The organism is Chitinophaga pinensis DSM 2588, assembly GCF_000024005.1.
In the GTDB taxonomy this organism is placed as follows: Bacteria; Bacteroidota; Bacteroidia; order Chitinophagales; family Chitinophagaceae; genus Chitinophaga; species Chitinophaga pinensis.
Map to the genome: position 1 here is coordinate 2,710,754 of NC_013132.1, position 23,832 is coordinate 2,734,585.

Genomic DNA, 23,832 nt, shown 5'->3' on the forward strand with positions numbered 1-23,832 from the left:
AAAAAATGGTTTTATGGAGAAATGGACATTCAGATCAACCCAACTCTTTGCTTGCTATTGCTCTCCGCCTGCTGGCGGGAGCAACAGCAGCAGGATGTTGCTCCGCAGCTGCTCCGCTGCCTTAATAATCCTGTTAACCTGTTTGCAAACCTATGGTCAGAATTTATCCAACAGAGGAAAGAGCTTCTGGGTAGGATATGGCCATCACCAGTTCATGGAGCCCAACAGAGGTAACTCGCAGGAAATGGTACTCTATCTGAGTGCAGAAGAACCTGCCAATGTTACCGTCACGATTGATGGCACCACCTGGTCGAGATCTTATTCAATTCCTGCCAATACTGTTATTGCAACAGACCAGATCCCTAAGACGGGGACCTTTGACGCAAGACTTTATTCTGTACCGCCCACTTTCGGTGGTACCGGTGGGGAAGGTTTATTCCAGCGGAAAGGTATTCATATCGTCAGCGACGTTCCTATTGTGGCTTATGCACATATTTATGGCAGTGCTTCTTCAGGAGCGACTATGCTGATGCCGGAGGATACCTGGGGATATTACTATGTTTCACTGAACAGTCAGCAGGACTACGACTTTGACTGTTTCTCCTGGATGTTTGTAGTAGCGAAAGAAAATAATACAGTAGTTGAGATCACGCCTTCCGTACCTACCCGTAATGGTAAATTGCCTGGTGTACCATTTACTGTTACCCTGAACAGGGGAGAGATCTATCAGGTAATAGGTGCATCGCTTGGTGGAAGTGCCGGACATGAAATGACCGGTACGACTGTCAGGTCAATTGCCAATGTCAATGATACCTGTTTCCCTGTAGCGGTGTTCTCTGGCAGTAGCCGTACAGCTATTGCCTGTGCCGGTAACTTTGGATCCAGTGGGGATAACAATATTCAACAGGTATTTCCTTCGCAGGCATGGGGAAAACGTTATCTCACAGCGCCGAGTTCTGTTGATAATACGCCTAGTAGTTTTATGACCAACCCTTATAAAGTAGTGGTAAAAGATCCGACTACTGTGGTAAAACGTAACGGTGTACAATTAACAGGTTTGCTGAATAACGCTTACTATGAGTATGAAAGTAGTAGTCCGGACCTGATTGAAGCAGATAAACCCATATTGGTAGCACAGTATATGTCGTCTACCGGCGCCTGTCCTAATACCGGCGGAGATGGTGACCCGGAGATGGTGTACCTGAGTCCTGTGGAGCAATCCATCAAAAGGATAGGGTTCTACAGAAATAACCGGGAGAATATTAATGTGAACTACCTCACGATGATCATACCCACCAATGGTCTGAATACACTGACGATTGATGGTGTGGCTAATTCCTGGAATGTGGCGGTCCCACATCCGAATATACCGGGTTACTCCGTTGTCATTAAAAGATGGAATGCCACACAGGCCCAATGTATAGTGCAGAGTGATTCTGCCTTTACTGCTGTGACTTATGGTTTGGGGTCGGTGGAAAGTTATGGTTATAACGCAGGTACGCTCATCAATAACCTGAATGTAATCGGGGTTATCCACAATGAACAGGATACCTCATCTTATAAAAATGATTTTACCTGTACACAAACGCCGGTTGAATTGTCCGTGCTGTTGGCATACAAGCCTACGGAGATGCACTGGAATATCAGTAAACTGGGTAATGTCGTAACGCCTAATGTGGATGTGGCACAGGTGAACCCTTTACCGGTAGGAGAAGAACTGGTGAATGGCGTACCTTATTATAAATACACCTTGCCAGGTACTTACCTTTTCAGCACAATAGGTAAATATGAAATTCCGATTGTTAATACACATCCAAGCATTGAGAAATGCGATCATAAAGAAGAAGTAAAGATTTCTGTAGATGTAAAACGTAAACCTACTGCTTCGTTTACCACCAACTTCACTGGTTGTACAATGGATACGGTGTATTTCAAAGCGGATAGCAGTGGTAACGGTTATACTATTGACCGTTGGAAATGGACATTCCCGGGTGGTGTACAGGATAGTGGCGCAATCGTACAACGCAGGTTCCCGGTAGGACAGCAGAATATTCAGCTGAGTGTGATTTCAAAAGAAGGTTGTCTGGCTGATACGGTAATACCTGTTAGCGTAGTCGCCATCCCTGTCGCTGATTTTACGACAGCGCCGGCTGCTGTGTGTGAAGGAGGAAGTGTGCAGCTGACGGACCAGTCTACTTACGGAGGCACAGCCCCTATCAAAAACTGGTACTGGAATTTTGGGAATGATACAATTGCATCACTTGATAGTGCCGCAGTGCAGAAAGCGAATTACAGTAAATATGGCACTTACACAATCGCGCATGTAGTAAAAGTGAGTGAATTGTGTGTGAGTGATACGGTGAAGAAAACAATAACTGTCAATGCGAATCCTGTTGTAGGATTTACTTATCCGGATACTTGTCTGCTGGCAACCGGAGAAGTACAGTTTGTCAGCACAACGACTGTGCCTGACGGACAAGCCATCAGCACCTATGCATGGGATTTCGGAGATGCGAACGCTACTCCAGGCAATCCTAATACCGCTGCTATTGCGGATCCGTTACACAGTTATTCGCGTTTTGGTACTTATACCATTAAATATGCAGTAACCACTGCGCAGGGCTGTAAGAAAGATACCACTGTACAGGCCACCTTTAATCTGAAACCGGCCCTGACATTTGGTGCGACATTGCCTGCCGTTTGTATTAATGACAAAACAATCATCTCTGTCGCAAAAGCAAACGTAACCAATGGCGTGACGGGCACTGGTATCTACAAGGGGAATGGTGTGTCACAGGCGGGTATATTCAATCCGTTGACAGCCGGCGCCGGTACACATACTGTATGGTATGTATTTACCGCACAGGGAGGTTGTACAGATTCTATTTCTGCCACCATCACAGTGTATCCGAAACCACAGCCGGTGTTTACTGCCAACGGAGATGTGTGTCTGGGTGAAGCAGTGAGCTTCGCAGATCAGTCTACCATCAGCACCGGAAATATTGTTACCTGGAAATGGAGCTTCGGAGATGGCACTACAGAAAACCGCACGGACAATACCACCTTTAATAAGACTTATACAGCGTGGAAAAACTATAATGCAAAACTGGTGACTGTCAGCGATCACGGATGTATCAGTGATACGGCTACCAGAACAGTTGCTGTACATGCGCTGCCGGTTCCTGATTTCGCATTACCAACGAATATCTGTATGCCGGAAGGTGCTGCACAGTTCAATAACCAGTCTGCAGTTCCTGATATGTCAACCCTGGCTTATCAATGGGCATTCGGTGATGGCAGTACCGCAACCGATGCGTCTCCTTTACATCATTACCAGGATGCCGGGTCCTATACCGTCGTACTGACTGCTACATCCGTATATGGTTGCAGGGCTACAAAAGAAAAAGTACTGGCTGACTTCTATACACAACCGATGGCTGATTTTACGGTGTCGCCTGATACACTGTGTCAGGGTGCTGATAATATCTTCACAGACAGGAGTGTGGATGCTAATAATAACATCGTGTCATGGGCATGGACCTTTGGTGACGGTAGCGGTTCTACAGATCGTAATCCTGTAAAACGCTATACAGAACCGGGAGATTATCCTGTACAGCTGGTAGTTGCCAATGGCGCTGGTTGTGTATCCGTTCCGTTTACCAGCAATGTAGTGGTATATCTGCAACCAGTTATCGATGCAGGACCGTCGTTCATTGTTGCCCAGGGCAGCCAGGTAAGATTTGCGCCAACTGTTAACGACTCTTTACTGAACTTCCGCTGGACACCACCTGATGGGCTTTCTGATCCTACTGTACTGAGACCGGTGCTGAACGCAATGGAAGACCAGGTATACACACTGACAGCGATAGGAGAGGGAGGTTGTATCGCAACAGACGAAACCTCTGTGAAAGTCTTCAAGAAAGTGAGTATCCCCAATGTGTTCTCTCCGAATGGCGATCAGATCAACGACAGATGGGTACTGACCAATCTGGCTGATTACGCCGAGTGTACAGTAGAGGTCTTCAATCGTTACGGACAACAGGTATACTATTCCGAAGGATATAAGACGCCATGGGACGGCACTTACAAAGGCCATTTATTACCGCAGGCCACTTATTACTATGTCATTAAACTAAACAATGGTACAGCCCCAATGACAGGCTATGTAGTCATCTTACAATAACATCTGAAAATATCGACCAAAATGAGAAATATACTATCTATCATCCTGGTATTGCCCTTTCTGATCTTCATAGGGAATACAGCAACAGCACAGACAGATCCGCATTTTTCCCAGTACTATGTGTATCCGTCATGGCTTAACCCGGCGCTGACCGGTGCATTTGATGGCCAGTACCGCATTAGCGCCATCTATCGTAATCAATGGGGAAACATCAGCGATCCGTTTACAACGTATGGTGTTGCTGCCGATTTCACTACCAACAAACAGTTCAATTTCGGTGCGAGTGTACTGAATCAGAAAGCAGGCGATGGTGGTTATAACTACACAACTGCTTACGGAAGCGCTTCCTACACAGGTGTACGCTTTGGCGCTGAAGGGTATCATCGCGTGGTGTTCGGCTTGCAGTTCGGTATGATCCAGCGTAAGTTTGATGCCTCCAAACTGACTTTCGGCGATCAGTGGAATCCTATTACCGGTTACAATCCGGGTACGCCAAGTGCGGATGGTTTCAGCAGAACGTCTTCCACTTCTTTTGATGCAGGAGCAGGCGTGTTGTATTACGATGCGGAACCAGGAAAGAAGTATAACATTTTTGGCGGTTTCTCCGTATCGCACCTGACACGTCCGACTGATCAGTTCAGCGTTAGTGGTGATGCACGCTTCCCTATGCGTTTTACAGGTCACGCAGGTGTGAAACTAGCTGTGACGGATGCCATCAGCGTAACGCCTAACGTTCTGTACCTGAGACAGGGTAATGCAGAAGAGAAAATGGCGGGTGCTTACGGACAGTTATTTGTAAATCCGATCACAGACGTATTGCTGGGTGTCAACTACAGGTTCAAAGATGCGGTATCCACACACGCCGGTTTTACTTACAAGAGTTTTACACTGGGTGTAAGTTATGATATCAATACCTCTGAACTGAGCAAGATGGCAAGAGGCTCCAACAGCTTTGAACTGTCGCTCACCTTCATTGGCAGAAAGCTTTTCAGATCACAGGAAGTGGAGTTTGTTTGTCCGCGTCTCTAATATGAACCTCATCCGTCAACACGTATCAAAAGAAGAACATGAAACGTATTTTTCTTACCATAGCAATGTTTTCAGCAGTAGCCATCAGCAAGGCACAGGTAGCCTACAACTACCTGAGAGCTGCTGACTATTACTACAAGAATGCAGAATATAGTTCTGCTGCACCTTATTATGAAAAATACCTGGCAGGCGCCAGGAAGATTGTAAGCGACGCAGCATACAGACCTTATAATACACAAGCCTCTGCAAAGAAGTCGCTGGCAACGGTGAGCAGTGAACAGCAGGCTATTTACAAACTGGCAGAAAGCTACCGCCTCCTGCACGATTACAGCAAGGCTGTACCCTGGTATGCAGAAGCCACTGAGTTTGATAAAACAGCTTTTCCGTTGGCAGGTTATCACTATGCGGTCGCACTCCGTGCCCTGGGAAGACATGAGCTGGCAGAGAAAGCATTTACTGATTTCCTGACTTATTATACTGTAGAAGATAATTACCGCGCTACCGCACAGCGTGAATTGCAGAATCTGCGTTTTGTAATCGCTGAAATGGCTAAACCTGATCTGAACCTGTATAAGGTAGAGAAGGCGCCTACAGTGATCAATCCTGTAGGAGCCAACTACGCGCCGGTATGGTATAAAGAAAATGTACTGGTATTCACTTCTACCAGACCAGATAAGGATGTAAAAGGACATGCCTTCGTAAACCGTCTGTATAGCGCGGATTATACAACAGGACAGCCTGATACTGTCCGCCATCTGGACATCCCACAACCTAAAGATGTGGACCAGGGTGTGATGGCCCTGACGCCTGATGGGAATACATTATTCCTGACCCGCTGGACAGTAAAGCAGGGTAAGAAAAGTGCGGCTATTTACAGCAGCAAGAAAACAGGCGATACCTGGACTGAGCCTGTTATACTTGATACTGTGCTTAACGTGCCCGGGTTCAGCGCACAGCAGCCTTTTGTAACTCCTGATGGCAAGCGCCTGATCTATGCGAGTGACAGACCCGGCGGCGCGGGCGCATTTGATCTCTGGGAAGCAGAGCTGAATGGAGAAGGCACGCCTTTCTTTACAAAGAACCTGGGACCAGTTGTGAACACCCCATGGAATGAAGAAGCGCCCTATTACCATGCAGCTTCCGGTTTACTGGTATTCTCTACTGATGGTCGTGTGGGTATGGGTGGATTTGATTTCTTCTATTCAAAAGATTCAGCAGGTGCATGGTCCGCACCAGTGAATTTTGGTTATCCGGTGAATTCTGTCAAGGATGATATGTACTTCACCAGTAAGGGCAGTAAAGAAAATATTCTGGAATCGGTATGGCTGTCTTCTGACAGAGATGCTGCCTGCTGCCTGGAACTGTTTTCACTGAAGAAGGTAGTACCACCGCCGCCGCCACCTCCACCAGCACCAAAGCCCGAACCACAGATTATTGCACTGGAGCCGCCAACAACCGATGGACCTATTGTGCTTGAAAATGTGTACTACGACTTCAACGAGTCTTATCTGCAACCTGCTTCTTTCCCTTCACTGGACAGACTGGTAGCAATGCTGAAGAAGTATCCTAAGATCGTGATCGAGCTGAGTGCGCATACGGATAGTAAAGGTTCAAATGACCTGAACGAAAAATTATCTGATGCACGTGCGAAGAGCTGTGTAGACTACCTGGTAAGTCAGGGTATTGAAAGTACCCGTCTGCAGGCAAAAGGATACGCTGCTTCCCATCCGGTAGCACCAAACACCAATAAGGATGGTTCTGATAATCCTGAAGGCCGTGCGCGTAACCGTAGAACGGAATTCAAGATTCTCAGCCGCGAATAAGCCTATGCACACCACTAAAAAACAAAAAGCTTATGAAAAGAAAACCATTGTTGCTGCTGTTGCTGGTAGTCTTATCGCAGGGCTTACATGCACAACAACAGCCGCACTATACACAGTATATCCTGAATCCTTTCATTATCAACCCCGCAGTGGCTGGTATTGAAAACTACTGGGATGTAAAGGCAAGTCACCGTCATCAGTGGACAGGACTGAACGGAGCGCCGGTGACGACTTACCTGACAGTGCATGGTCCGCTTCGCAAAAGCGATTACCCTGTGGCCAGTGTAACCGGTTTAACCCCTCCGGGAGATAATCCCAGGGGGCGGGCGTACTGGCAGGAGTACACCACTCCGCCGGCACATGCGGGTGTAGGCATGACCATCTTAAATGATAAGACAGGCCCGTTGAACAGGTTCTCCATCAGTGCAACATATGCACATCATATTCCACTGTCAACAAGACTTAGCGTTAGCGGAGGTATCTCTGTAGGTATGCAGTCTGTATCTGTAGATGCAGCTAAGTTACAGTTCCAGCAACCAGGCGACCCGGTAGTAGCATCGAGTGCACTGCTGAATAAATGGAGACCTGAAGTGAATGCAGGACTATTGTTGTACGGCCCGGATTTTTATTTAGGTGCGGCCGCCCAGAATATCGTTCCCCAGGAGGTTGCTTATGATAATGGTAAAGTAGTGGGCGATTCTCTTTACAGAGGGAAGCTGGTGCCGCACCTGTTTTTCTCAGGTGGTTACAGATTATGGCTGAGCGAAGATTTTACCATGCTGCCATCTGTGATGGTCAGACTGGTAACCGCAGCGCCGGTAAGCTATGATGTAAACGCAAAATTCATGTATCGTGACCGCATGTGGGTAGGAACTTCTTATCGTGTGAAAGATGGTTTTGCTGCTATGGTGGGCGTGAATATCAGTTCCACTATTAATATCGGCTATGCCTACGATTACACAACCTCTTCCCTGAATGCAGTCAGCAAGGGCACACATGAGATACTGATCGGTTTCCTGATTGGTAACCGCTACGGCGACCTGTGTCCCCGGAATAATTTCTGATCAACGGATGGAATAAACAAGCTAATAATTTATTAAACCAAACATCTTAATTAAAACACAAACAATTACTTATGAAACGAATTTCCAGTTTTTTCTTTGTCGCAGTTATGTTCTCTTTAATGGTAGGTATGGCTTCCTGCGGAAAGGATGGTGATGTAGGACCTGCAGGACCAGCCGGTGAAAATGGATCTAAAGGCGACAAGGGAGATAAGGGAGACAAAGGTGACGCAGGTTCTGCGAATATTATCTACTCCGAATGGCTTGAAACACAATTCGCACTGGATACTGCCAGCGGTGAATACGAATGGGGTGTTGAAGTACCTGAAATTACCAGTGAAGTACTCAACACAGGACTGGTGAAAATCTATTTTAATCTGTACCTGGCTACAGATCCATTAATATCATCTGTGCCTTACGTAGAGGGAAGTCTGTATATCAGAGATTTACTGACTGAAGGTGGATTGATACTGTTGAGCAACGCCAATGTAAGTACACAGACGAACTCCTCTGGTCAGAAGAGATTCCTGGTAAGATATGTGATTATTCCAGGTGCTGCCGCAGGACGTGTGTCCAAAGGTATCAACTGGGATAACTATGCTGAAGTAAAAGCTTACTTCGGTCTGAAGAACTAGTTTACTAATGACCATCTCCATCAAAACCACATGTAAGATGGCTGCTTTATCCAGGGCGGCCGGTTTTTTAAACATCTTTTTTGCCCGGTATTTTAAAAAATTAATGACATGAACAGCTATTGTGACCTGACAGATGAAGAACTCATAAGATTGTACAGATCCGGCGACGACCGTGCATTTACGGCACTCGTGCACAGACATAAGAACAGGATCTTTACAACCATCATGCTGTTGGTAAAAGACAGATGTCTGGCGGAAGATATATTCCAGGATGTGTTCATAAAGATCATCAATGCCTTCAATGAAGGTCATTACCTTGACAACAGCCGCTTTATAGCCTGGGCCGTCAGGATTGCCCATAATTGTTGTATCAGCCATTTTCGTAAAAAGACAGCCGCTTTTGCCATTATCTACAGAGATGAAATTTCCAATCAGATATACCACCAGGTTGAAAGTCAGGAACAACGTATTATCACCAGAGAAACGCACGCCTCTGTACAGATGCTCATAGATCGTTTGCCGGAAGCGCAGCGGGAAGCGCTTATTTTAAGATATTATGCCGACCTCTCCTTCAAAGAGATCGCCCAGATCGTTAATGTAGGTATTAATACCGCATTAGGAAGGGTGCGGTATGCCGTCATGAATATGCGTAAAATGATGGAAAGAGAAACAAGCCCTGAAGTCGTATAAAAGCTCCGATAAGGAGCTTTTTACAGCTTTTATCCCCATACCGCAATCAGTGTGCAGTAGGACCTTTTTTTTAATGGCTATCTCCCTAAAAAAGCCTAAATTCATCGGGTAAACAGCAGCAAGCTGCGAGGATACTTTTGCCACTTTACAGGATACCCGGAATCATGATTGTTTGTTATTAGCCGTATAGTCAAGTTAACCAGTTTACCCGTTAGCCCGTAATCAGCAGTATCCATTCAACAGGTCTGAAATGAATTCCATATTTTCTTATGAAGAGGATCTTCCTGCTCATTTGTTTTTTTTGCTGCCTGCAGGCATTGTCGGCGCAAACAACATATAACGTGTCAGGTACCATCAGAGACACAACCGGCCAGGAAATGATCGGGGCTAACGTGTGGCTGATGGCCGGACGTGACACGATGCATACTATCAGTAACGAAACCGGCAGATTCTCTTTTCAACAGGTACGTCAGCCTATATTTACCATCCGTGTCAGTGTACTGGGATATGAGACCTGGTACCGGGAATTTTCTTTTCAGGAAGCCGGTGCACAGATCGACCTGCCATTGATTAAACTTACCATGAAGACTAGTGACCTGAAAGAAGTCGTGGTAAAAGGAAAACTCTCTCCCGTCATCATCAAGGAAGATACCGTCGAATATCGGGCAGACCAGTACCGGCTGCGGCAAAATGCAGTAGCGGAAGACCTGTTGAAGCGATTGCCGGGTATGCAGGTGGATATGGAGGGGAACGTACAGGCCATGGGTAAGAAAATTACCAAAGTCAGGATCAACGGGAAGGATTTTATGATAGATGATATTAAAACCCTGACCCGCTTACTCCCGGTTGATCTCATCGATAAGATACAGCTGATAGACGACTATGGAGATCTGGCCAGGGCTACCGGCAGGAAAGTCGGGGAACCGGAGAAGATATTGAACATACAGACCAAAGCAGATCTGGAAAAGGTATATCAGGCACAGGCGCTGGCGGGAACAGGCAATGATGGCCGGTATAATGCTGCCGTACTGGCTAACTTTTTCAGTGAAAAGCAACAACTATCTATCAACGGTAATACCAATAACACAACGGCGCAGGTAGGAAATACAGTTACTTCTACCGGTAACATCAATTACCGGGGTAATTATTCGAAAGCGTTTTCCATGAACGTGGGGGTGATAGGAGGACGTACCACCAGCGAAATGGAATCCCTGAGTACCGTCAAAACGGTCACTACTGAGGGTACATTATCCAGCGTCAACAGTAGCAATAATAACAGCCGGAATGATAATTACAACATCAATGTCGGTACCGAATACAAGCCGAAAGAAGGCGATATGCTGAATTTTAACTTCAATGTAGCAGGCAATAAGAGTTTAAATAACAGTTTAACCAGCGCCATACAAAGTGGATTACAGCGAAAAGATCAGATCACCTCCAGTAGCAATACGAATAATACGCCTGTCTACCTGTTAGGTCTATTTGGTACACATCGCTTTTCCGGATTGGGAAGGATACTCTCACTAGGAATGTATGCCAATTCCACAAGCAATAATAATCTGCAGGATGGTATCGACAGTCTGCGTTATTATAATCCCGATAGTACAGTGGCCAAAGATTCCGTATTGCATCAGCTGCTGGATAAGCAGAATAAGAACTTTACTGCTAACGGACAATTGTCTTATGTAGAACCCCTGGATTCTGTGAATAGTCTTGAGTTCCGTTATTCCCTGAACTATAGCCGTACGGAGAATACACAGGACACCCGGTGGATCAATGCAGACGGAAAAATCAACCGGATAGACTCACTCAGCAATAGCTATATCTATACACAAACACAACATCAGATAGAACTGAACTACCGGCGGGCCAGGAATAAATGGGATATGACCTTCGGTATGCGGTTGCTGCCTTCGAGTCTGAACAGCAGTATGGCGGGGGGAATAAACAGGGCCGTAGTGAAAAGTAACAAGTTGGTGCCCGTGTTCCGCATACAGTACAGATTACCTAAGCAGGCCATGGTTAGTTTATCATATGCAGGTAATGTGATATTTCCGAACTATCAGCAACTACAGCCGGTGCCTGATCTGACTAATGCACAGTTTCCTATTATAGGTAATCCGGATCTGCGACCCGCATTTGCACATTCCCTGTTTTTCAACTATCGGACGGCCGGTCTGAATACCTTGTTTGTACACATGTCCGCCAATTATACACAGGATAAGGTGGTGACAAATGTCTCACTTGTCAAGGATAGCTTTAATACGGTTAAGCAGGAGACCCGTTTTCTGAATACTGATGGCGATTATAACTTCCGCTTTATTTATGGCTGGTCTTACCGGATTGATGATGGTAAATATAACTTGTTTGTAGACGGAAACAGTTCGTACAACAATAATATCCTCTATATGGATAACGTGCGCAAGACAGGACAAAACCTGATGATCAATCAGTCATTCCGGGCAAATATGCTGCGGGAATGGATGGAATTGACGGGAGGTGTTGCCTATACTTACAACCGTAACGTCTATGTATTGCAGGAGAACAATATTACGAATATCAGTACCTGGAATTTTAACCTTAATGGTAAAGTCTATTTCCTGAAAACTTTCAGTATAGCAGGCGATCTTACCAAACAGTTGAATAGCGGGTACAGCGGGGCGCTTACGGCGAATCCGATGATGGTTAACGGAACAATTGAAAAGCTGTTTTTCAAACGGAAGTTAACCTGCCGTTTGCAGGGTTTTAATTTGCTGGACGAGACTTCCAGGTTGTCCCAGACGATCAGCGGAAATACGGTCGTTGAGAACCAGAACAGGTTACTGGGAAGATACTTTATGTTCTCTTTACAGTGTGATCTGCGATTGTTTAAGGGCGCAAAAAAATAATGGATCCTTGTTATGAAAAGGCAAATAAAAAAGGCATGTAGTGGTAACGCTATATGCCTTTTCTTTATGTAATTCGTACTATTAAGCAATATCAATATCCTTTGATAAATAAACGTCCTGTATGGTGTGCAGCAGTGATACGCCTTCTTCAAACGGACGCTGGAATGCTTTTCTTCCTGAAATAAGTCCCATACCACCTGCACGTTTATTGATAACGGCTGTTTTAACGGCTTCTTTCAGATCTCCTGCGCCGGATGATGCGCCGCCTGAATTGATCAGTCCTATACGACCACTATAACAGTTCAATACCTGGTAGCGGCAAAGATCAATCGGGTGATCAGTAGCCAGATCGGTGTACATTCTTTCGTCCAGTTTACCATAGCTGCTGTTACCCATATTAAGTGCCTTGTATCCGCCATTATTTTCAGGCAGTTTCTGTTTGATGATATCTGCCTGTATGGTTACCCCCAGGTGATTGGCCTGGCCGGTAAGATCTGCTGATATGTGATAGTCTTTCCCTCCGGTTTTGAAGGCGTCATTCCGCAGATAACACCAGAGGATAGTCGCCATACCCAATGAATGTGCTTCTTCAAATGCAGCGGCTACTTCTGTAATCTGCCTCCGGGCGTCTGAAGAACCGAAATAAATAGTAGCACCGACGGCAACAGCGCCCAGATTCCAGGCGTCTCTTACGGTACCAAACATAATCTGCTCATAGCTGTTGGGATAGGTGAGCAGTTCATTGTGATTGATCTTAACGATAAAAGGTATTTTATGCGCATACTTACGAGACATAAGTGCGAGTCCGCCGTAAGTAGTCGCCACACCGTTACATCCTCCCTCGATGGCTAGTCTGACGATGTTTTCCGGATCAAAATACATAGGATTGGCAGCAAATGAGGCGCCTCCGCTGTGTTCGATTCCCTGATCTATAGGTAATATTGATACATATCCCGTTCTGCCGAGACGGCCTGCACCATATAATTGTGCCAGGCTTCTCAATGTCTGAGGCGTTCGGTTAGAAAACACAAAATGTTTGTCAAGAAAATCAGCTGAGGGGAGGTGTAATCGTTCTTTCGGTACTTTGGTGCATTTATAAGTCAGCAAATCCTGGGCTTCATCCCCGAGTATGCCATTGATTTTTTCTGGAGTCATGGGTTTGTGTTTTTTATGATGAAACTATTCAGCAGACCCGTCAGCAATACCATTTTCATAATGATAATGTTCCTGGCCTGCTGTTGTAAACTTACCGATAAATTCAGGACAACCCTGTGAATCGTTTTTAGCTGTAAATAGCCCTTCCGATATTGCCCAGTCATATACACCTATATTAATCGGATAGGCTGTTAACGTACCTGTCAGCCGGTTGTTATGTATCCATTGTTCTGCCGTTTCCTTCTCTGTAAAGACTCCGCTGGCAAATCGTCCATTAATACCATGAAACAGCCAGATACGATTAGTTGTCATATTTTGAATAAGCTATATGGATGGTTACGTTAATTACTTATAACACCTGCTCGATTGCCTTTGTTAACTGCTGACGTATCGTAGCCTGACCGCCCTTCACAACAAATTTGACGATTCCTTCTTTATCAATTACAAAACTCACCGGCCAGGAAGCCACATTATACGCCTGATCCGTGTCATGAGAGTCGACTAGCAGGTTATAATCAAATGTATGGTCTTCTAAAAAATCAGTCACTTCTTCTTTATCATTATAAGTCATCGCCAGAAATACTACTTCTTTCGATTGGTAATCTTTGGTCAGTTCGTTGAGTTCCGGCATTTCCTGTATACAGGGAGGACAGGTAACAAACCAGAAGTTTAGTACGACTACTTTTCCTTTCAGGTTTTTTAATGACCATTTTTTACCGTTAAGATCTCTGAGTGCAAAGCCAGGGGCAGGCTTATCCACCATATCATTCAGTAATTGCTGCCTTTTGGTATTTGCTTCCTTCATCTTTTGGGCCATTTCATCCGTGATTTTAACCAGATGCATGACACCTTCCCTGTCATCTTTTGCGTTATGGCTGAATACGAGTCTGCCGGGCCCCCAGGCAGAACGCAGGCTATCCAGTTTGTCGGCCGGGAGTACCTTGCCATTTGGCAGTATGTATGTAGTAGTAGGCGTCGTTTGTGCAGATAGCTCACTTATACCACAAACGAGAAGAAAGCAGGCAAGGAATAGAACAGATGTCTTCATTAAAAATGGGTCTTGGGTTGATTAAATGAGTTTACTGAAAGTATGAGCAAAGTAAAATGTTACTGGTATACGATTGGCATCCACCTATGTTAATTTATGCTAAAGGTGCCTTACGACTTTTATGCTAGCGGACTAACCAATTGATTATTAATAGGTTGTTTTTTAGGTTGAACTGTTAACACGATCATATTTCGCCGATCAGCGAAATAGAACAGATCCCCGGTACCGGGTTTTTACTACAAGTTATTATAAATCAGTTTATTAAGGAAATGGCACCACACTTGTTGCACCTGTGTCGATTTCATGAGAATATCGGATAAGCAGGCTGTCTATTATTCAGGTAAGCGGTTTGGTGTTTTTGTGGATCGGTCCATTATTATCAATTGATAGCATTTTCGCTTTGAACACACTACCCGTCGCCTTCACCATTACTCACAGCTTTATGTGCCTGCATTCCACGTTTGTTGACGCTGGTACCGGATATCCGTTATATGCCATTGCTGGTATTGTATTACTGCTGGTGACTGGTGTTGTGATCTGGCGTCAGGGAAGGAAATATCATCAGGCCCTTCAGGAAATAACATCTTTACGGTGTAAGCTGAATGAGTTTGACCGGTATCTTGGAAATATTACCCGTGAAAAAGACTGGCTGATAGAAGAAACACATCATCGGGTAAAGAATAATCTGCAGATGGCGATTAGTTTGCTGAATACCCAGTATACCTTCCTGGCAGATAACGAAGCTCGTCAGGCAGTCCGTAATACACAACACAGAATGTTTGCTATTTCGCTGGTATACCAGAAACTGTATCAGGAAGATGCATTATCAACAATTGATATTCCCCAGTATATCAGCGAACTATTGGATTATCTTAAAGATGAATATGAAGTAGCTGCCGATATAGACTTCAATCTTAAAACAGTACCTTTAAAGCTCGATGTTACACTCGCTATACCCTTCGGACTCATTATCACAGAAGCCATCAGTAATATTTTCAGACATGCTTTTACCGGCAGGGAAGATGGCAGCGTATACATCTCCATGCAAAGCAATAACGGCAGGCATTATAAATTGCTGATAAAGGATAATGGGGTAGGACTGCCTGTTTCTTTTGATCCTTATGCGGACACCTCTATGGGATTGATGCTGATGACAGGATTAAGCCGGCAGGTGAGGGGAACTTTACAGATCTGCAATGATAACGGCGTTACCATCGTACTGGAATTTCTGAACGATGGCAGGCTGCCGGAGAATTTATAAATTACATTGAGAAATGACCATGAAGGAAAATATACTGATCGTCGAAGATGAATTTATCGTAGGCAATGATCTCAGATTGATGCTGATCAGGGCAGGATACGCCGTTTGTGGCATCGCTGCTTCCGTGGATGAGGCCAAAGCCATGATAGAGCGGAATAAACCGAGTTGGGTATTGCTGGATATCTTTCTGCTGGATGGATCATTAGGAACTGATCTGGCTGGATATCTCCGCCAGAAAAATATCGGCTTTATATACATCTCTGCAAATACGAATCAAAGTATACTGGAAATTGCGCGTGCTACCAGGCCATACGGCTTCCTGGTGAAACCTTTCCGGGAAAAGGACCTGCTCATCATGCTGGATATCGCCAGATACAAACACCAGAATAACTTGCAGATGGCACTGCAACGGGAGCAGTTAATGCAAAAACAATTGCAGCAGATCATTGAGGCGCCCTTTGAACTGGCTGATAAGATTGCCCGTATCCCTGATGTTTTACAGACATTTGTCCCGTTTGACTATCTCCATATTGCCATCACCGGTAAAAGACCGCATACGCTGGAAGATCTGAGTTTCCAGCGGACAGGCTTCGATGAGTATGAACACCTGGACAATACCGCACTGTGTAAGTCTTTGGGGCTGGAAAGAAATACTATCCTTACCGGAAGAATTGCACAACTGGAAAATGAAACAGGCGGGTATCTGAGTGATGCTGAATTCAGGCAATGGATAGCTGACAAAATATGGGAAAGTAAACTAAGTGATCATCTCCGTCTAAACGCCAGACTGGCTATTGCTGTTACGCTGCCGGCCGGTAATCTGGCCGTCATTTCTTTTTACAGCCGTAATGCCGACACGTATACGGAAGAGCTGTTTACATTGCTGGGAAGAATGGAAAACGGTATCCGTCAGTTGCTGGAACAGATCCAGCAAAAGAATGATGCCCTGAGTGCCCGTATTGTTGCCAGAAAACGTGTGGAAAAGCCGCTTATAGACAATGAAGTCTTGTTTGAAGGGATCGTTGGTCGCAGTCCTGTTTTTCTGAGTGTATTACATAGTATCAACATGGTGTCCGCAGCGCCAAGTTCTGTACTGATACTGGGAGAAAGTGGTACAGGTAAGGAACTGATTGCGCGATGTATACACCGGCAGTCTCCCCGTAAGAATAAACCATTGATCACGGTGAATTGTGCCGCCTTACCTGCTGAGCTGATAGAATCTGAGTTGTTTGGGCATGAGAAAGGCGCATTTACAGGTGCGACTGATAAACGTGCAGGTAAATTTGAAATGGCAGACGGTGGTACGATCTTCCTGGATGAAATAGGTGAACTGCCTATAGAATCCCAGGTAAAGCTGCTGCGTGTTTTGCAGGAGAAAGAGTTCGAAAGGGTCGGAGGGAGTAAGGTCATCAAGGTAGATGTACGTGTGATTGCTGCTACGAACAGAAACCTGGAGAAAGAAGTGGCGGAAGGTCGTTTCCGTCTGGATCTATATTACCGCCTGAATGTATTCCCTGTAGAATTACCATCACTCAGAGAGCGTAAAGAAGATATACCTTTGCTGGCACAACATTTTGTGGATAAACTATCTGAGAAGCTAAGCCGTAATATTACAGATATCAGTCCTGATGCCTTAAAAGCTTTACGGTCATACGACTGGCCCGGAAACATCCGTGAAATGGAACATGTGATGGAAAGGAGCCTGCTAATGACGACGGGCACTATCCTGAAACAGATTATGCTGCCTAAAATGGCTGCGCAACCGGTAGGAACCACTATTTCATCGGCTGATGGAAACAGGATCAAAACCCTGGAGGAAATGGAAATAGAACATATCCTGCAGGTGTTGAAAAGCTGTAAGGGAAAAGTATGTGGTGTTGGTGGCGCTGCAGAGTTATTAGGGCTGCCGCCCAGTACCCTGAATTCCAAGATCAGGAAGCTGGGCATTAAGAGAGATTTTCACTTTAAGGATTAATGTTTATCTGAAAATATACCCATCCGCCGGAAGACGGACGGGTGTCACTCACTCTTAGAAATCTACATCTAAAACAACGCGGTAATTCGCTTTGCCGGATTCAAGATGTTCAATGGCATCATTGATCCTGCTCATAGGGAAATGTTCCACCATGGCCCTGATATTATGTCTGGCTGCAAAGCGGAGCATTTTATCAAAGGCGCTTCTGGAGCCGGCGGGAGAAGCAGATACTACTGCTTGCGGAATTAATAGTGATAACACTGTTACCGGTATCGCCTCATAGGGAATACCCACGAAATGCAGTCTGCCTCTTGGCGATAACATAGCAATGATCTTGTCCCATTCCAGTGTGACGCCTACTGTCACGATAATCAGATCAAAATGTCCTTTTAGTGATGACCATTCTTCGCTGTTCCTGCTGGAAACAACATGATCTGCGCCCAGCTTTTTTGCTTCTTCAAATTTTGCAGGTGTAGAAGAAAATGCTGTTACCTCAGCTCCCCAGGCATGTGCAAACTGTACAGCCAGATGTCCGAGTCCGCCTACGCCGATAACACCTACTTTGTCAGTAGCCTGGATGCCGTATTCCAGTAACGGATAGAATACGGTGATACCTGCACAGAAAAGCGGTCCTGCATCTGCCGCATGAAGACCTTCAGGGACAGGTATTACCCATAACCAGTGTGCTTTGATACGGTTGGCAAATCCGCCATGATATCCCAGTACGGTGGCTTTCAGGTTTACACATAAATGTGCATCTCCAGCGAGACAAGCGTCGCAATGTCCGCAGCTTTCTTTATTCCAGCCCAGACCCACAGTTTGTCCGACGGACAATCCCTTGGTTTTTGCCACTTCACCAAGAGCGACAATGCGGCCGGTGATCTCATGTCCTGCCACAACCGGGAATGGTAATCCGAAGTCGCCATTCAGTACAGAAAGATCTGTATGACATAATCCACAATTGTCAATAACTATTTCCACTTCCTCCGCTGTAACGGACGATAACTCATAACTATAGGGCTGTAGTTTACCCTTTGGCTCCAGCTGAGCCCATGCATTAACTGTTGACATATCCTGCTGTTTTTATTCTGCGATTGGAAGGCCCATTTTTATCCAGTCTTCTCTTACCGGGCCATATAGTTCCGGTACGGGAAGATCCAGTATGCGCATGATAACTGACATCTGGCTTCGATGATGGATCTCGTGTTGTACAAGTAATGAGAGTACATCTCCTCTTTTCCAGGACTTGCCAAATAAGGTCACATCACCGTCAAGGATGTTATCCTGCCAGTGCGTCTGCACAACTGAACGCATTCGCTGGTGATAGTCTTTGTATATATCAATAAGCTGTGACAGGTCTGTTGTAGTACCTTGTACTGCCAGATCATCCTGCTCAAACAAACCTACCTGCATACCAATGTCACTGATGACCTGTGAAATATGCAATGCCAGACGGTCCAGCGTGCGTATATTGCTATGTACTTTTACACTGCTGGTATCTTTTGTCAGTAATGAAAACACGTTGAGCGTCTTATGTACTTCGAAGTCCCAGTCTTCGAGAAACGCAGTTATGCTGTGATACATATGTTAAATGATTGATGGCGTTATTTTTTCACAACATGATCTGTGCTGACAGCTACAGTTATCCAACGAGCCGTTTCTTCCAGCATAGCTGCTGCATTGTTCCTCAGCATTTCAACTGCATCGGTACCGACTGGCAGGTGTAAAGGCGGATGTTCCGTATGCGCTATTTTTATGACTACCTGTGCCAGCTTTAAAGGATCGCCGGGTTGTTGTCCATGCAGCTGTTCCGGCACCTGTCTCACCTGTCCTATGGTGTCGGCATAGTCGTCTATCTTATTGACGCTTTCCTGGTAAGACCCTTTTCCAAGAAAGTCAGTGGTAAACAATCCGGGAGCTAGGGCGGTTACTTTAATGCCGAATGGGGCTACTTCTTTTGCCAGTGCTTTTGATATACCTTCCACCGCAAATTTGGTAGAACCATAGATGCCCCAGCCGATGACGGAGTCATAGCCAAAGAGAGAAGAGATGTTAATAACATGTCCACTTCTTTTTTGCCGCATAGAGGGCAATACAGAACGCAGTACATTTAGCAGACCGAATACATTTGTATCATATTGTTTTTTGACTTCGTGGTCAGCCGCTTCTTCTATGCCGGCCAGTATGCCATAACCTGCATTATTGATCAGCACATCAATCTTTCCGGCTTTTTCAAGAGCTGTTGTTACAGCCTCTTTTACCTGCTCTTCGTTGGTGACATCCATCGTCACCACCGTAAGTGCTGCCGGTTTGCCTAACGCTGTAAATAAATTATCTGCACCCGAACGAACAGTTGCCACAACCCGGTCTCCTGCAGCCAATGCTGCTTTTACTATTTCCAGTCCGAATCCTTTAAATGCGCCTGTTACCATTAATACCTTCTGTGATGCCATGTTAATAATGATTTGAAATTGATGAACAGTAGAAACTGACATCAAAATTACCCCTCTGTACAAGCAGTAGCAATGGATGGATGATCATAAAAAAGGTATGTTTCGAAGCGCCGCACAGAGAAAACAGATCGTGTATTGCAAGCGACGAAAAACAGTGTTATCAGCGAAATGTCGCTGACTGGATACTTTGGGTTGGGGTTAAATAATTGATAACCATTGTTTTGTTTAGGTGGCATGTTATTCGGGTTGATGGGGGAACAATAGGGAAAACCAAAACTCAGGACTTATGATAATGAGACCAACATTTACCCCGGATAGCGTTATCGCCACAACCATCAGTGAACATCTGCTTAACGCAGGAACTTTTTCCATCGAAGAAATCAATGCGAAGGAAGCGTACATCATAGAAACCTCCACACAGGATAATCATTATAAGATCATACTACTGACGCAGGGGGATTGTTATTGTAGTCTTGGTCCGGTCAGTCTGCATATGAACACTTCCTGTATTGGGGTTATACGCCCTAGACAGGCCTGTACAATGCTGGTTGATGAGCAAACAACTGGTTTTATCCTCTCTTTCAGCTATGACTATCTTCAGTTGATTGCAGGTATGCCAGGTATCATACTGCCCCATCTGCACGCAGGCTTATCTGAGTATTATACAATACCCGTGGCAGCAGCCGAACGTGTACCTATTACAGAAATTGCGCTGCAGATAGTTGAGGAGTATCGTTGTTTTTCTTCGCTAAGGGAAGAAATGATCAGAAGTCTGTTCCGGATTTTTATCCTTTATGTATGTCGCCTGAATGAGGTGAAAGGGGATATTGATTATAACAGATGTCCGCCTCTGGTAAAGCGCTTTTTCGCTTTGCTGGAAAACTATTTTCTGACATTAAAGATGCCCGCCGACTATGCAGACCTGCTGGCCGTTACACCCGCTTATCTGAATGAAATGGTGAAAAGAAGCTGTGGTTTTACAACGAGCTATTGTATACAACAAAGGATCGTAGCAGAAGCCAAACGTCTTATTATGAATTCGGAATTGAGTCTGAAGGAAATTTCTTACCGCCTGGGTTTTGATGATGCCTCTCACTTCAGTAAGTTCTTTAAGAAATTCACAGGGAAACGTTACTCTGATTTCCGCAGACAAATTATTAACCGATAACAAGCATACCATAACTACCGCTAACGATACATTGATAGCGTTGCGATGTATAGCTAACTTCGATAACAGATACAATCTTTTATGAAAAATATAAATGAGTTATTAAGCCGTGTGCTGGAAGCCCATGGTGGAATGGAAAGATGGAATGCTTTACAGCATATAAAAGCACATGTGCAGATCGGTGGACTGACATGGACGATCAAAGGGCATGAGGGAATACTCAGCGATATCGTGTTCTCCGGTGCATTACACGAACAAAAAGCAAGCTGGGCGTCTATCTATGCACCAGGATGGACATCTGCGTTTGATGCCAACCGTGTAGCTTTACTGGACGCTGAAGGTAAACTGGTAGAAGAGCTGCATAATCCGAGCGCCTCTTTTGCAGGTCATACCATTGAGACGCCCTGGAGTCGTATGCAACTCATCTACTTTTGCAGTTACGCGACCTGGAACTATCTCACTACGCCATTTAATTTTACTTTACATGGTTATCAGGTAAACGAAATCGAACCATGGCAGGAGGAAAAAGAGACATGGCGTCGGTTGGAAGTGATATTCCCTGACACTATCGCTACCCATAGTAAAAAGCAGCTCTTCTATTTTGATCAGGATTTTCATTTGAGAAGGCATGATTACTGGCCTGAAGTTTTGGGCGGTGCGGCTGCGACACAGATCATTAGTGGATATAAAGACTTCTCGGGTATTAAAACCGGTACAGAGAGAAGGATATACATATTGAATGATGCAGATAATAGTTATCAGACAGAGCCAGTACTGGTATCTATCGATGTCTTGGATATACAGTTTTCCTGACCATTAAAACGATCACAATGCATACACCGCTCAATGATCACGCAACAGCGCCAACACAATATATTGAGGTAAACGGTACCCGCTATGCTTACCGTTCACTGGGGGCGCCGTCTGACATTCCGTTAATATGTTTTCAACACTTTACAGGTACGCTGGACAACTGGGATCCTTTGATCACGAATGGACTGTCAAAAGGCAGGCAGCTGATTATTTTTGATAATAAAGGAGTAGGTCTGAGTTCAGGCACAACTCCTGATAATGTTGCTGCCATGACAGCAGATGCGCTGGAATTTATAACAGCATTGGGAATCCGCTATTTTGACGTGTTAGGTTTTTCTCTTGGTGGATTTATTGTGCAGTATATGGCGCATATCCAGCCTGATATGATCAGAAAGATCATCATTGTAGGTGCTGCGCCACAGGGCGTGAAGGTACTGCATACCTTTCCCGATCTTATTGCCCGGGCAATGCAGCTGGAACCTAAAGAACGTTTTTTATTCATCTTCTTTGAGCAATCGGAGCATAGCCGTAGTAAAGGACTGGCGACACTTGGCAGACTGTATGAGAGAACTACAGACAGAGACCAGGATGCTTCGGCGCAGGCAATTGGTGCACAGTTGACAGCCATTACCAACTGGGGGAAAAAAACACCTTCTTTTGAAATTACGTCTATACAACATCCTGTATTTGTTGTACAAGGTAGTAATGATGAAATGATGGATACTTATAATTCCTATGAGCTGTTTAAGCAGCTGCCCGATGCAATATTGTCGTTGTACCCTGATGCAGCACACGGTTCATTTTATCAGTATCCGGAATTGTTCGTCAGCCAGACGGAATATTTTCTTGACAGTTATTGATACCGGAGCAGCGTTCATAAAATCTGTCACCAGTGCAGTGTAGTTTTATGGATGCTGCTCTTTATCGTTATCTTTCTTACTTATCACTACCTTAATGTATTTTGACGGTTTTACGCAATCCACCGGACAAGTCTGTTTTATAAGAGCTACCGGATATGTGGGATCAGCCGTTAATTTTCGCGTATTTATTGATGATATTCTTACCTGTACAATGCGGCGTAAAACTTATTCTATGCATACCGTAAGCGTGGGGAGAACATGCTGTTCCGCCAGTAGTGGTGGTTCAGGTGCTCATAAATAGTCCACACCATTTAAGATAACGACAGAAGAGAGGGAAACAGTTTATGTAGATGTGATATAGGCGAATAAAGGCTGCGACTCCATTATCAGCGGGTATAAGTATACAAATAACAGGAGATGTATGTTGCACTGCAGGAATAGATCAGTATATCCGGAATTAGATTTTGATTACCTTTGAAAGGTGCTTTAATAATAGTTTGATGATACTTATCCTTCGTTAGTGCTACGTTTAAATCGTAATATTAGCGGAGGATAAGTAGTATCAAACTATAGAATGCCTTTTCATAAAAAAATAGTCTCAAATTGATCCTGTAAGAATTATTTTTCATAAACTTGCATGATAGTTATACCCACCCAAAAACATCTCAAAATGACCTATTCAATTTTCACACCTAATGCTATTGCTATGAATGCTACTGTATCTGCTGCTAACCTGACCGCACTGACCGTATCTTATTTTACCAACCTACTACTATCCCTACTACTATAT

The 23,832-nt window shown here is 44.8% G+C and carries 18 protein-coding genes; 12 read left to right on the forward strand and 6 right to left on the reverse strand.

Annotated features, from left to right (window positions below):
* The first annotated feature begins 142 nt into the window (after positions 1-142).
* The 7 genes from CPIN_RS11010 (at position 143) to CPIN_RS11040 (ending at position 12,309) form a co-directional block, all read left to right on the forward strand.
* Positions 143-4,183: a PKD domain-containing protein gene (locus CPIN_RS11010; protein ID WP_245552101.1), complete on the forward strand. Its 4,041-nt coding sequence runs from the start codon at positions 143-145 to the stop codon at positions 4,181-4,183.
* Between the two features lie 21 nt (positions 4,184-4,204).
* Positions 4,205-5,212: a PorP/SprF family type IX secretion system membrane protein gene (locus CPIN_RS11015; protein ID WP_012789865.1), complete on the forward strand. Its 1,008-nt coding sequence runs from the start codon at positions 4,205-4,207 to the stop codon at positions 5,210-5,212.
* A 38-nt stretch (positions 5,213-5,250) separates the two neighbouring features.
* Positions 5,251-7,035, forward strand: coding sequence for an OmpA family protein (locus tag CPIN_RS11020; RefSeq protein ID WP_012789866.1), 1,785 nt, complete (start codon positions 5,251-5,253; stop codon positions 7,033-7,035).
* A gap of 32 nt (positions 7,036-7,067) precedes the next feature.
* Positions 7,068-8,099 carry a PorP/SprF family type IX secretion system membrane protein gene (locus tag CPIN_RS11025; protein WP_012789867.1) on the forward strand — a complete coding sequence of 344 codons (1,032 nt, stop codon included), beginning with the start codon at positions 7,068-7,070 and terminating at the stop codon, positions 8,097-8,099.
* A gap of 71 nt (positions 8,100-8,170) precedes the next feature.
* Complete coding sequence (locus tag CPIN_RS11030) at positions 8,171-8,731, forward strand: hypothetical protein (protein WP_012789868.1); 561 nt, start codon at positions 8,171-8,173, stop codon at positions 8,729-8,731.
* A 108-nt stretch (positions 8,732-8,839) separates the two neighbouring features.
* Entirely contained in the window at positions 8,840-9,421 is a 582-nt protein-coding gene (locus tag CPIN_RS11035) for an RNA polymerase sigma factor (protein ID WP_012789869.1), read from the forward strand.
* Positions 9,422-9,690: 269 nt separating this feature from the next.
* Positions 9,691-12,309, forward strand: coding sequence for an outer membrane beta-barrel protein (locus CPIN_RS11040; RefSeq protein WP_012789870.1), 2,619 nt, complete (start codon positions 9,691-9,693; stop codon positions 12,307-12,309).
* Between the two features lie 81 nt (positions 12,310-12,390).
* Here CPIN_RS11040 and CPIN_RS11045 read toward each other — a convergent pair whose 3' ends face one another.
* From CPIN_RS11045 to CPIN_RS36535, 3 genes are read right to left on the reverse strand one after another with little or no spacing between them, the layout of a single operon-like run.
* Positions 12,391-13,464 (reverse strand): class I fructose-bisphosphate aldolase, encoded by a 1,074-nt coding sequence (locus CPIN_RS11045; RefSeq protein WP_012789871.1) that lies wholly within the window; start codon positions 13,462-13,464, stop codon positions 12,391-12,393.
* A 24-nt stretch (positions 13,465-13,488) separates the two neighbouring features.
* Positions 13,489-13,776: a DUF7710 domain-containing protein gene (locus CPIN_RS11050; RefSeq protein WP_012789872.1), complete on the reverse strand. Its 288-nt coding sequence runs from the start codon at positions 13,774-13,776 to the stop codon at positions 13,489-13,491.
* A gap of 37 nt (positions 13,777-13,813) precedes the next feature.
* Positions 13,814-14,512, reverse strand: coding sequence for a peroxiredoxin family protein (locus CPIN_RS36535; protein ID WP_012789873.1), 699 nt, complete (start codon positions 14,510-14,512; stop codon positions 13,814-13,816).
* A 400-nt stretch (positions 14,513-14,912) separates the two neighbouring features.
* On the opposite strand from CPIN_RS36535, the gene CPIN_RS11060 reads away from it, so the two are divergent.
* Both CPIN_RS11060 and CPIN_RS39320 read left to right on the forward strand, forming a co-directional pair.
* Positions 14,913-15,773, forward strand: a complete 861-nt coding sequence (locus tag CPIN_RS11060; protein WP_148230543.1) for a sensor histidine kinase — start codon at positions 14,913-14,915, stop codon at positions 15,771-15,773.
* Positions 15,774-15,786: 13 nt separating this feature from the next.
* Positions 15,787-17,748: a sigma-54 dependent transcriptional regulator gene (locus CPIN_RS39320; protein ID WP_012789875.1), complete on the forward strand. Its 1,962-nt coding sequence runs from the start codon at positions 15,787-15,789 to the stop codon at positions 17,746-17,748.
* Between the two features lie 54 nt (positions 17,749-17,802).
* On the opposite strand, the gene ahr is transcribed toward CPIN_RS39320, so the two are convergent.
* The 3 genes from ahr to CPIN_RS11080 are packed head-to-tail and all read right to left on the reverse strand — an operon-like array spanning position 17,803 to position 20,201.
* Entirely contained in the window at positions 17,803-18,819 is a 1,017-nt protein-coding gene (gene ahr, locus CPIN_RS11070) for an NADPH-dependent aldehyde reductase Ahr (protein ID WP_012789876.1), read from the reverse strand.
* 12 nt (positions 18,820-18,831) lie between these two features.
* Positions 18,832-19,332: a DinB family protein gene (locus CPIN_RS11075; protein ID WP_012789877.1), complete on the reverse strand. Its 501-nt coding sequence runs from the start codon at positions 19,330-19,332 to the stop codon at positions 18,832-18,834.
* Positions 19,333-19,352: 20 nt separating this feature from the next.
* On the reverse strand, positions 19,353-20,201 hold the full coding sequence (locus tag CPIN_RS11080) for an oxidoreductase (RefSeq protein WP_044218359.1): 849 nt from the start codon (positions 20,199-20,201) through the stop codon (positions 19,353-19,355).
* Positions 20,202-20,493: 292 nt separating this feature from the next.
* Between CPIN_RS11080 and CPIN_RS36540 the strand changes: the two genes are divergently transcribed.
* From CPIN_RS36540 to CPIN_RS11095, 3 genes are all read left to right on the forward strand, one after another.
* Positions 20,494-21,369: a helix-turn-helix domain-containing protein gene (locus CPIN_RS36540; protein WP_052306778.1), complete on the forward strand. Its 876-nt coding sequence runs from the start codon at positions 20,494-20,496 to the stop codon at positions 21,367-21,369.
* An 81-nt stretch (positions 21,370-21,450) separates the two neighbouring features.
* Positions 21,451-22,182 carry a hypothetical protein gene (locus tag CPIN_RS11090; protein ID WP_012789880.1) on the forward strand — a complete coding sequence of 244 codons (732 nt, stop codon included), beginning with the start codon at positions 21,451-21,453 and terminating at the stop codon, positions 22,180-22,182.
* A 17-nt stretch (positions 22,183-22,199) separates the two neighbouring features.
* Positions 22,200-23,042, forward strand: coding sequence for an alpha/beta fold hydrolase (locus CPIN_RS11095; protein WP_012789881.1), 843 nt, complete (start codon positions 22,200-22,202; stop codon positions 23,040-23,042).
* Positions 23,043-23,832 lie beyond the last annotated feature (790 nt).

Bases quoted from the DNA above. Each gene is read 5' to 3' on its own strand.
- CPIN_RS11080 (WP_044218359.1), bottom strand. From the start codon at position 20,201: ATGGCATCACAGAAGGTATTAATGGTAACAGGCGCATTTAAAGGATTC.
- CPIN_RS11035 (WP_012789869.1), top strand. From the start codon at position 8,840: ATGAACAGCTATTGTGACCTGACAGATGAAGAACTCATAAGATTGTAC.
- CPIN_RS36535 (WP_012789873.1), bottom strand. From the start codon at position 14,512: ATGAAGACATCTGTTCTATTCCTTGCCTGCTTTCTTCTCGTTTGTGGT.
- CPIN_RS11090 (WP_012789880.1), top strand. From the start codon at position 21,451: ATGAAAAATATAAATGAGTTATTAAGCCGTGTGCTGGAAGCCCATGGT.
- CPIN_RS11050 (WP_012789872.1), bottom strand. From the start codon at position 13,776: ATGACAACTAATCGTATCTGGCTGTTTCATGGTATTAATGGACGATTT.
- CPIN_RS11015 (WP_012789865.1), top strand. From the start codon at position 4,205: ATGAGAAATATACTATCTATCATCCTGGTATTGCCCTTTCTGATCTTC.
- CPIN_RS11045 (WP_012789871.1), bottom strand. From the start codon at position 13,464: ATGACTCCAGAAAAAATCAATGGCATACTCGGGGATGAAGCCCAGGAT.
- CPIN_RS11040 (WP_012789870.1), top strand. From the start codon at position 9,691: ATGAAGAGGATCTTCCTGCTCATTTGTTTTTTTTGCTGCCTGCAGGCA.
- CPIN_RS11075 (WP_012789877.1), bottom strand. From the start codon at position 19,332: ATGTATCACAGCATAACTGCGTTTCTCGAAGACTGGGACTTCGAAGTA.
- CPIN_RS11025 (WP_012789867.1), top strand. From the start codon at position 7,068: ATGAAAAGAAAACCATTGTTGCTGCTGTTGCTGGTAGTCTTATCGCAG.
- CPIN_RS39320 (WP_012789875.1), top strand. From the start codon at position 15,787: ATGACCATGAAGGAAAATATACTGATCGTCGAAGATGAATTTATCGTA.
- CPIN_RS11095 (WP_012789881.1), top strand. From the start codon at position 22,200: ATGCATACACCGCTCAATGATCACGCAACAGCGCCAACACAATATATT.
- CPIN_RS11020 (WP_012789866.1), top strand. From the start codon at position 5,251: ATGAAACGTATTTTTCTTACCATAGCAATGTTTTCAGCAGTAGCCATC.
- CPIN_RS11030 (WP_012789868.1), top strand. From the start codon at position 8,171: ATGAAACGAATTTCCAGTTTTTTCTTTGTCGCAGTTATGTTCTCTTTA.
- ahr (WP_012789876.1), bottom strand. From the start codon at position 18,819: ATGTCAACAGTTAATGCATGGGCTCAGCTGGAGCCAAAGGGTAAACTA.
- CPIN_RS36540 (WP_052306778.1), top strand. From the start codon at position 20,494: ATGAGACCAACATTTACCCCGGATAGCGTTATCGCCACAACCATCAGT.